The following is a 9,104-nucleotide window of genomic DNA, read 5'->3' as shown; positions in this document are numbered from 1 at the left end:
CCCCCACCGAGCGAGACGACCCCGTCGTGATGCGCGAGGGCGTCGGCGACGACCTGTTCCTCGATCCGCCGGAACTCCGGTTCACCGTCCTCCGCGAAGATCTCGGGGATGCTGCGACCGGTGGCATCCGCGACGACCAGCTGACCGCACCGACACCGTGTGCCGGCGCCACCGTCGCAGCCCTTGTCGATCATGTGCACGGCCTGGCGCAGGCCTTCACCGCCGCCGCCCGCAAGGAACTCGGCCCGATGACCGATCAGCCACCCGAGGCCTCGACCGGCAATCTCGCCGACGACTGGCGCACCGACGCGCCCGAGCGACTCGCGGCGCTCGCGCAGGCGTGGCGCGACCCGGACGCGTGGACCGGCATGACGCGTGCCGGCGGCGTGGACCTACCCGGAAACATCGCCGGGCTCGTCGCGTTGGACGAACTCGTGGTGCACGGGTGGGATCTCGCCACCGCCACCGGCCGGCCCTATACGTGCGATTCCGCGGAACTCGCGGCCTGCACCGCGTTCGCGGAATCGATCACCGCCGAACAACGCGACGCCGGTGGGTTGTTCGGCCCGGCGGTGCCCGTCCGTGACGGAGCCTCGGCACTCGATCGGCTCGTCGGGCTCACCGGCCGCGATCCGGCGTGGGCTCCGGCCCGTCTCTGACCGAGCGCCGAACGAGACCCGTCCAGCACGGGGGCTACGGCAACACCGTGGTTACGGCAACACCGTGGTTAGGGCAACACCGTGGTTAGGGCAACACCGTGGTTACAGCAACACCGTGCCGGCGTCGGCCGTGCCCTGTCGCGCGACCTCCGAGTAGGCGGCGGCGAGCAACGTCGGATCGGGGCCCTCGAGTCGGCCCGGCTTCGCGAGCCCGTCGAGCACCACGAACCGCAGCATTCCGGCGCGGTTCTTCTTGTCGGTCTGCATGCCCTCGAGCAGGTCACGGAACGCGTCGGCCGCATACGTGGTGGGCAATCCGACGGATTCGAGGATCGTGCGGTGCCGCTCCGCGGTCGCGTCGTCGAGCCGGCCGGCCAACCGGCCGAGTTCGGCGGCGAAAACCAGACCCACGGACACCGCGGCGCCGTGCCGCCACTTGTACCGCTCCCGGCGCTCGATGGCGTGCCCGAGGGTGTGCCCGTAGTTGAGGATCTCGCGCAGGTTCGATTCGCGCAGATCCGCGGCGACGACCTTCGCCTTCACCTCGACGGATCGACGGATCAGTTCGGGCAGCACGGTGCCGGTCGGGTCGAGTGCCGCTTCGGGGTCGGCTTCGATGAGATCGAGAATCACCGGATCGGCGATGAAACCGGTCTTGATGACCTCGGCGAGGCCCGCGATGATCTCGTTGCGCGGCACCGTCTCGAGCGTCGCCAGGTCCACGAACACCGCCGACGGCTCGTGGAAGGAACCGACGAGGTTCTTGCCCGCTTCGGTGTTGATACCGGTCTTGCCGCCGACGGCGGCATCGACCATCGCCAGCAGGGTCGTGGGCACATGCACCGCCCGCACCCCGCGCATCCAGGTGGCGGCGACGAACCCGGTGAGGTCGGTGGCGGCGCCGCCGCCGAGGCTGACGACCGCGTCCGACCGAGTCAACCCGATGCGTCCCAGCACCTCCCAGCAGAATCCCGCCACGGCGAGATCCTTGCCCTCCTCGGCGTCCGGGATCTCGATGCGGTGCGCGTCGACTCCGGTCTCGGCGAGTGCCTCGCGTACCGCCTCCGCGGTCGCCGTGAGAGTGGGCTGATGGAAGATCGCGACGGTCCGGGTGCCGGACAGCTCTTCGACGAGCTCCCCGAGCAATCCCCGGCCGATGATCACCGGGTAGGGCTGGGCTGTCTTGACGTCGATGCGTACCGGTTCGGTCACGGTGTGCTGCTCCGATTCTCTGGACTGGTCTGGGTATCGGCGGTGCTGTCCGCGCCGAGCTTGTTCAGCACCTGCTGGACGACACGGCCCGGACTGCGACCGTCGGTGCGCACTTTGATGGTGGCGGCCTTCCGGTACAGCGGTCGCCGCCGCCGCATCAGGTCGCGGTACTTCTGGGCCGGATCGCCGCCGGCCAGCAGCGGCCGCGTGTTGCTGTGCCCGGTGCGTCGCAGACCCTCGGCAACGCTGATCTCGAGATAGACGACGGTGTGCCCGACGAGCAACTCGCGGGTGCGCTCCGACAGGATCGCTCCCCCACCGAGCGAGACGACCCCGTCGTGATGCGCGAGGGCGTCGGCGACGACCTGTTCCTCGATCCGCCGGAACTCCGGTTCACCGTCCTCCGCGAAGATCTCGGGGATGCTGCGACCGGTGGTGCGCTCGATTTCCGCGTCGGTGTCGAGCAACGGCACGTCGAGCGCGTGGGCGACGCGTCGGCCGATGGTCGACTTGCCTGCCCCCGGCGGCCCGATCAGCACTGCGCGCGGCGCCATGGTGTCACCGCGGCGGACGCGCCGCGATGCCTTTCCGGTAGTGCTCGACGTTGCTCAGGGTTTCGGCGAGCGAGTCGCCACCGAACTTCTCGAGTGCGGCCTGCGCGACGACGAGCGCGACCATCGCTTCCGCGACGACACCCGCGGCGGGCACCGCGCACACGTCGGAGCGCTGGTGGATCGCGACGGCTTCCTCGCCGGTGGACATGTCCACCGTCGCCAGCGCGCGCGGCACGGTGGAGATCGGCTTCATCGCAGCGCGCACCCGCAGTGCTTCGCCGTTGGTCATGCCACCTTCGAGCCCACCGGCGCGATTCGTCGAGCGCAGGACACCGTCGGCGCCGGGGGTGATCTCGTCATGGGCGGCGCTGCCCCGGCGACGGGCGGTTTCGAATCCGTCGCCCACCTCGACACCCTTGATGGCCTGAATGCCCATCAGTGCGCCGGCGAGCCGCGAATCGAGCCGGTCGGCACCGCTGGTGAACGAACCGAGTCCGACGGGCAGTCCGTGCACGACGACCTCGACGACACCACCGAGGGTGTCGCCGTCGCGCTTGGCAGCTTCGATCTCGGCGATCATGGATTCCTCGGCGGTCTTGTCGAATGCACGCACCGGGCTCGCGTCGATCGCGTCGAGGTCCTTGCCCTCCGGCTCCGGACCGACATAGGGATCGGAGGCACCGATCGAGATGATGTGCGAGACGACTTCGGCGCCGAACACCTGGCGCAGGAAATTGCGGGCCACCGTGCCGGCCGCGACCCGGGCCGCGGTCTCCCGGGCACTGGCGCGTTCGAGCACCGGCCGGGCGTCGTCGAACCCGTACTTGAGCATGCCGGAGTAGTCGGCGTGACCGGGACGAGGGCGCGTGAGCGGTGCGTTCCGCGCCTGCCCGGCGAGCAGTTCGGGATCGACCGGGTCCGCGGACATGATCGTTTCCCACTTGGGCCATTCGGTGTTGCCGATCTCGATCGCGATCGGACCGCCGAGGGTGCGGCCGTGCCGGACCCCACCGATGATGGTGACCTTGTCGGCCTCGAACTTCATGCGTGCGCCGCGGCCGTAGCCGAGTCGCCGCCGTGCGAGTTGCTCCGAGATGTCGCCCGATGTCACCTCGACACCGGCGACCATCCCCTCGAGCATCGCAACGAGGGCGGGACCATGGGATTCTCCAGCAGTTATCCAGCGCAGCACAAAACCCATCCTTCCATGTTCGATCGGGGCGCTGCGACGCTGCCCCGGTCAACCGACGACGAACAGCGCCAGCACGGTGGCCGCGCACATCGACGGACCGTGCGGAACCACGAGCCCGGACACCCGCGGGCCGTGACGCATCCGCTGCCGCACGAGCAGTGTGAACCCGGCGATCCCGGTGAGGAGCGGCGGGACCAGGGCCGCGATGGTCCACACCTGAGCCCCACCGAGCGCAGCGACGGCGCCGAGACCGAGACCGAGCTTGACGTCGCCCGCCCCCAGTGACCTCGGTGATGCCAGGTGCGCGGCGAGCAGCGGTCCGGCCAGCAGCACCGCACCGACGAGCGCGGGACCGGCACGACCCGCGGTGGTAGCGGCGGCCACGATCACGGCGGCCCCGCCCACGGTCAGCACGTTGGGCAACCGGCGCACCAGCAAATCGACCGCGCTCGCGCACACGCACCACCACATCAGCGCCGCCGAAGCGAGCGCGAGCTGCCACGTGGGCGCCGTCGCAGCGGCCGCGGCCCCGGCGGCGCAGAGCAGCTCGCACACGCCACCCGCCGGGGCGCGGCCGGCCAGCCGACCCGCGACTCGGCCGACCCCGCCACCGGCAACCAGTCCGACGAGCATGCACAGCACCACATCCATGCGTGCAGCGTGCCCGTGGCACGCAGTTCCCGAGGTGCGGAAATGCCGAGACATTCGGGATCTGTGGATGAACCGGCCGACTGTGGACAACAGGACCGGGAATTACCACGGTGAGGCTCGACACGGCCGATCGACCCACCCTCGGTGCCGGTTGCTGCGAGCATGGCCCACAGTCGCTACCTCACCCACAGGCGCCGCCTCACCCGGGCGCTGTCCCCTCGCGGAAGGAACACCACGGATGCAGATCGAAACCGTGCTCGAGCACGTCGGTTCCGCGATCGACGTCGTCGGGGTCGCGATCATCGTGGTCGGTGCCGCGGTATCGAGCTGGATCGCACTCGAGTCGTGGCGGCGCCGGAACGGCACCAAGATCTACGAGCCGTACCGGCGGAACCTCGGACGATCCATCCTGCTCGGTCTCGAATTCCTGGTCGCGGCCGACATCATCAAGACGGTGGCCGTCACACCGACATTCACTTCCGTGGGTGTGCTCGCGATCATCGTGCTGATCCGCACCTTCCTGAGTTGGTCGCTGCAACTCGAGATCGACGGGCGCTGGCCGTGGCAGAAGAACGAACCCGACCCGGCCCCGATGCCGTCGATCGGTTGAGCACGGTCAGTGCAGCGCGTCGCGCCGACCCTCGAGAAACGCGCGTTCCACGGCATTGCCGGCGCGGGCGGCCGCCGCGTCGTAGGCCGCCGACGCCTCACGGTGTCGGCCCAGTCGCCGCAGCAGATCTCCCCGAACGGCGTGGAACACGTGGTACCGCGTGAGGTCGAGCTTCTCCACGAGAGCGAGCGCGGCGGCAGGCCCCTCGACCTCGGCGACGGCGACGGCACGGTGCAGAGCCACCACCGGGGTCGGTTGCACGGCCAGCAACTGATCGTAGAGCTGCAGGATCTGCGACCAGTCGGTGTCGACGACGGTCGCGGCGTCGGCGTGCACGGCCGCGATCGCCGCCTGAATCTGGTAGGGGCCGGGCCGGTTCCAGCGCAGGCACGTGCGGACGAGAGACTGTCCCTCGTCGAGAAGAGCCCGGTCCCACCGGGTGCGATCCTGCTCGGCGAGCACTATCAGCTCGCCGGCGATGGTCGTGCGGGCGGGCCGGCGGGATTCGCCGAGCAGCATCAGCGCGAGCAATCCGGTGGTTTCGGGATGCTCGGGTACGAGTTCGGTGAGCAGACGGGTGAGCCGGATCGCTTCGGCGCACAGGTCGGTGTCGGTCAGATCGTGGCCCACGCCGGCGGTGTGTCCTTCGGTGTAGATCAGGTACAGCACCGCGTGCACGGTGTCGAGACGATCGGGGAGTTCCGATTCGGCGGGAATCCGAAACGGGATGCGCGCGGCACGAATCTTCCTCTTGGCCCGGGTGATTCGCTGCGCCATCGTCGGTTCGGGCACGAGGAATGCGCGCGCGATCTGCCCCGTGGTGAGACCACCGAGCAGCCGCAGCGTCAGGGCGGTACGTGCCTCCGGGGCGAGCGCCGGATGGCAGCACGTGAAAATCAGGCGCAGCCGGTCGTCGAGCATGTCGGTCGGTCCGATCGGGTCCGGTTCCACCGCGGGGTGCAGCCGCATCGCCTCGGCGTGTTTCGCTTCGCGGTTCCTGTCGCGTCGCACCCTGTCGATGGCGCGGCGACGCGCGGTGGTGATGATCCACCCGGCCGGACTCGGAGGGAGACCGTCGGCGGGCCACCGTTCGGCGGCGACGGTGAACGCGTCCTGGACCGCATCCTCGGCGAGATCGAGGTCGCCGAGGATGCGGGTCAGCACAGCTACCGTGCGGCCGTACTCGTCGCGGAAGATCCGGGCGATCTGCGACGCGGACGGCGGCATCGGGCTCAGACGCACGAGCCCCCATACAGCGGGCGTACCTCGATGGGGAGGGTGGTGGCCTTCGCGAGTTTGCGACCCCACTCGAGCGCGGCGTCGAGGTCGGGGGCTTCGATGACGTTGAATCCCCCGATGTGTTCCTTGCCCTCGATGTAGGGGCCGTCGGTGGTGACGGCGCCGTGACTTTCGGCTCGGACGACGGTCGCGGTGCTCGGCGGGTGCAGGCCACCGGTGAAGACCCACGATCCGGACTTGCGCAGTTCGGCCTGGAACGCTTCCACCTCACGCATGATCGGGTCCAGGATCTCGGGCGGCGGAGCGTCGCCGTCGGGCTGGTAGATGCTGAGCAGGTACTGGGCCATGTCGAATTCCCCTCCGGACCGGCCGGCTGGTCCCGGCCTCTCACCTACTACACGAACGGTAGGCGGCGAGATCGACACGTGCCTCGAGAACTTCGGAGCTATTCCGACACGAGCCCCACGGCCGCGGCCATCGCTGCCCGAGGCGCCGGACGGCCGGTGAACTGCTCGACCTGACCGAACGCCTGATTGAGCAGCATGTGCAGCCCCCCGACGACCACCGACCCGCGCGCGCGCGCCGCATCGGCCAGCGGCGTGGGCCACGGGTCGTAGATGGCGTCGAGAATGTAGGGCGCGGCCGCGAGCGTTGCCGCGTGCGGGGCCGCAGCCTCGGGGGGCACCGTGCTCACCAGCGCCCCGGCCTCGGCACACACCCGGGAGAGTTCCGGAGCCTCGAACGGCAGCCAACTCGCGGTGACGCCGCTCCCGAGGCAGTCGAAGGTCGCGCGGGCGCGGCCCTCGTCGCGGGCGACGACGGTCACGTTGCGCACCCCGAGTTCGGTCAGCCCGACCAGCGCGGGGCGCGCGGTACCACCCGAACCGACGACCACCGCGGACGCGCCGGCCAGGTCGCCGACGCCGCCCGATCGCAAGGCTCCGGTGACACCGTCGACATCCGTGCAGTCGGCGCGCCAGCCGCCGTCGATCCGCACCAGTGTGTTGGCGGACCCGATCGTCACCGCACGTTCGGTGCGTTCGGTGGCGAACGCGAGGGCGGCGAACTTTCCGGGCATGGTCACCGACAGTCCGACCCATTCGGGACCGAGCCCCGCGACCAGGCCGGGTAGCTGCTCACCGGTGCATTCGATCCGCTCGTACGTCCAGTCGGTCAATCCGAGCGCCCGGTAGGCGGCCAGATGCAGCAGCGGCGACTTCGAATGCGCGATGGGACTGCCCAGGACCGCGGCCTTGCGGCCGCCGCGATCATCGGCCACTTTTGAGGATTCCGCTCTCGAGGGCCAGCCGGGTATTGACCAGGTGCTCGTCGTAGCTGTCCGCGAACAGCGTGGTGCCCTTGTCGTCGATCGTCACGAAGTACGTCCACCGACCCGGTTCGGGGTTCTCCACGGCCTGCAGCGAGCCGATGCTCGGCGACGAGATGGGTGTCGCAGGAAGCCCGACGCTCGCATAGGTATTCCACGGAGTGACGCGGGCGCGATCGGCATCGGTGGTCGCCAGTTCCGTCTCGTCGAGCGCATAGTTGACGGTGGAGTCGAACTGCAGCATCTGGCCGATTTCCAGACGATTGAGGATGACCCGCGCAACCTTGGAGAAGTCGTCGGGCAACGCTTCGCGCTCGACGAGGGATGCGGCGACGAGCATCTCGTACGGGGTCAGACCGACCTTCGGCGCGGCTTCGGTGATCCCGGTTTCCTCGTATCGGTCGGCGCTTTCGGAGACGAGTTTGCGCAAGACCTCGACGGGCGCGGCGGTGGGATCGAAATCCCAGCTTCCGGCGGCGATCAGACCTTCGAGCTGACGGGCGCGGTCCGGGACGTTGGCCACGGCTTCCCGCGCCCATTCGGGTACGCCGAGGGCGTCGAGGTCCACGGAGGCACCGGCGGCTTCGAGCTCCTCGTAGGTCAGGCAGCTCGTGGCGGTTTCTCCCTCGAGGCAGCTGGCTTCGGCGATCAACGTGTAGATGCCCTTGCGGACGGCGCCGGTATTGACATCGCGGATGTCGTGGAGCTGACGGCCTTCGGACACGACCAGGGCCCCGACCCGGCTTTCCGGATCGACGAGTTCGGCGACGGCGTCCGCCGCGGGAATGTTGGTGGGGATTCGGTAGTAGCCGGGCTGCAGCGAGTTCATGCCGGTGTTCTGGACGGCCGCGTTGAAGAAGGCCGACGCACTGGCCACAACGCCCTTTTCGGCGAACTCTCCGGCGATTTCCTGAGCCGTTTCACCCGGCTCGACCTGCACGACCACTGCGGGCCCCGCCGGTCCGGTGAAGTCGGGGGGTAGGCCGGGTCCGGAGAAACGCTGGAAGGCGAGGTATCCGCCGCCGACGACCACGACGAGCAGGATGGCCACCGCGAGCGCGCCGATGATCCGGCCTCGCTTCCTGCGCGCCGACGAACCGCGGGTCCGGTTGCGGGTCTTCGGTGCGCCGACCGGTGCGGGTACCGCGCGCTCCTCGACGGCCTGGGCGTCCGAGTCCTCGTAGTCCTCGTAGTCTTCGGCGTAGGTATCCGCCGCTCCGGGCGCGTGATGCCCGGGTTCCGGGTACGACTCGTGGCTGTCGCGAGGGTCGTACTCGTCGTCACGTCGCGCGTAGGCGTAACCCCCGGAGTAGACGTCGTCCGAATAGTTCTGCTCGGGGTACGTGTCCTCGGGATACGACTCTCCCGGCGGTGGGCCGTCGAACACGCCCTCGTCGAAGTGCAGGACGTTGGTCTCGGCGTCGTCGTCCCGATACGTACGCCCGGCCGGCGGCGCAGATCGCTCGTGCGGGATCTCACCGGTGTGTCCTCGCCCGGGCGGGTTGTCGTATGTTCCCGCATAGGGGTCCGAGAAGAGCCCCTGTCGTGGTGCATCGGGATGTTCGTCGCTGGACCGTCCGTGCCGGCTCACCGGCCTCCCCCCAGGTCTCCGTCGGCCAGTTTCAATGCTGCACTCCGCTCGTCCAACCATCCCTGCAAG

Annotated in this window: 10 protein-coding genes and 1 pseudogene; 2 read left to right on the top strand and 9 right to left on the bottom strand. The window is 69.4% G+C overall.

Annotated features, from left to right (window positions below; genetic code table 11):
* Positions 1-125 (bottom strand): annotated as a pseudogene (locus tag Q8814_RS21870) (shikimate kinase); the annotation flags it as partial.
* Here Q8814_RS21870 and Q8814_RS21865 point away from each other — a divergent pair.
* Complete coding sequence (locus tag Q8814_RS21865) at positions 126-659, top strand: TIGR03086 family metal-binding protein (protein ID WP_330154084.1); 534 nt, start codon at positions 126-128, stop codon at positions 657-659.
* 102 nt (positions 660-761) lie between these two features.
* Here Q8814_RS21865 and aroB read toward each other — a convergent pair whose 3' ends face one another.
* The 4 genes from aroB to Q8814_RS21845 are packed head-to-tail and all read right to left on the bottom strand — an operon-like array spanning position 762 to position 4,268.
* Positions 762-1,871: a 3-dehydroquinate synthase gene (gene aroB, locus Q8814_RS21860; RefSeq protein ID WP_330154081.1), complete on the bottom strand. Its 1,110-nt coding sequence runs from the start codon at positions 1,869-1,871 to the stop codon at positions 762-764.
* Entirely contained in the window at positions 1,868-2,425 is a 558-nt protein-coding gene (locus tag Q8814_RS21855) for a shikimate kinase (RefSeq protein WP_330154080.1), read from the bottom strand. Before Q8814_RS21855 ends, aroB begins: the two co-directional genes overlap by 4 nt.
* Positions 2,426-2,429: 4 nt before the next feature.
* The gene (gene aroC / locus Q8814_RS21850; protein ID WP_330154083.1) at positions 2,430-3,617 is read right to left on the bottom strand and encodes a chorismate synthase; all 1,188 of its coding nucleotides are present in this window, start codon (positions 3,615-3,617) and stop codon (positions 2,430-2,432) included.
* Positions 3,618-3,665: 48 nt separating this feature from the next.
* Positions 3,666-4,268: a prepilin peptidase gene (locus Q8814_RS21845; protein WP_330154079.1), complete on the bottom strand. Its 603-nt coding sequence runs from the start codon at positions 4,266-4,268 to the stop codon at positions 3,666-3,668.
* Between the two features lie 238 nt (positions 4,269-4,506).
* On the opposite strand from Q8814_RS21845, the gene Q8814_RS21840 reads away from it, so the two are divergent.
* The gene (locus tag Q8814_RS21840) at positions 4,507-4,878 is read left to right on the top strand and encodes a DUF1622 domain-containing protein (protein ID WP_330154078.1); all 372 of its coding nucleotides are present in this window, start codon (positions 4,507-4,509) and stop codon (positions 4,876-4,878) included.
* A gap of 6 nt (positions 4,879-4,884) precedes the next feature.
* Here Q8814_RS21840 and Q8814_RS21835 read toward each other — a convergent pair whose 3' ends face one another.
* From Q8814_RS21835 to Q8814_RS21820, 4 genes are all read right to left on the bottom strand, one after another.
* On the bottom strand, positions 4,885-6,105 hold the full coding sequence (locus tag Q8814_RS21835) for an RNA polymerase sigma factor (RefSeq protein WP_330154082.1): 1,221 nt from the start codon (positions 6,103-6,105) through the stop codon (positions 4,885-4,887).
* A 5-nt stretch (positions 6,106-6,110) separates the two neighbouring features.
* Positions 6,111-6,464, bottom strand: a complete 354-nt coding sequence (locus Q8814_RS21830; RefSeq protein ID WP_330154077.1) for a YciI family protein — start codon at positions 6,462-6,464, stop codon at positions 6,111-6,113.
* Positions 6,465-6,562: 98 nt separating this feature from the next.
* Positions 6,563-7,396, bottom strand: coding sequence for a shikimate dehydrogenase (locus Q8814_RS21825; protein WP_330154076.1), 834 nt, complete (start codon positions 7,394-7,396; stop codon positions 6,563-6,565).
* The gene (locus tag Q8814_RS21820) at positions 7,386-9,035 is read right to left on the bottom strand and encodes an endolytic transglycosylase MltG (RefSeq protein ID WP_330154075.1); all 1,650 of its coding nucleotides are present in this window, start codon (positions 9,033-9,035) and stop codon (positions 7,386-7,388) included. Before Q8814_RS21820 ends, Q8814_RS21825 begins: the two co-directional genes overlap by 11 nt.
* Positions 9,036-9,104 lie beyond the last annotated feature (69 nt).

The sequence above is a fragment of the Rhodococcus chondri genome (assembly GCF_036327435.1).
Taxonomy (GTDB): Bacteria; Actinomycetota; Actinomycetes; order Mycobacteriales; family Mycobacteriaceae; genus Rhodococcus; species Rhodococcus chondri.
Note: the sequence above shows the minus strand (reverse complement) of the source record. Positions and strands in the feature narration are given on the sequence as shown.

Bases quoted from the DNA above. Each gene is read 5' to 3' on its own strand.
- Q8814_RS21835 (WP_330154082.1), bottom strand. From the start codon at position 6,105: ATGCCGCCGTCCGCGTCGCAGATCGCCCGGATCTTCCGCGACGAGTAC.
- Q8814_RS21855 (WP_330154080.1), bottom strand. From the start codon at position 2,425: ATGGCGCCGCGCGCAGTGCTGATCGGGCCGCCGGGGGCAGGCAAGTCG.
- Q8814_RS21840 (WP_330154078.1), top strand. From the start codon at position 4,507: ATGCAGATCGAAACCGTGCTCGAGCACGTCGGTTCCGCGATCGACGTC.
- Q8814_RS21830 (WP_330154077.1), bottom strand. From the start codon at position 6,464: ATGGCCCAGTACCTGCTCAGCATCTACCAGCCCGACGGCGACGCTCCG.
- Q8814_RS21845 (WP_330154079.1), bottom strand. From the start codon at position 4,268: ATGGATGTGGTGCTGTGCATGCTCGTCGGACTGGTTGCCGGTGGCGGG.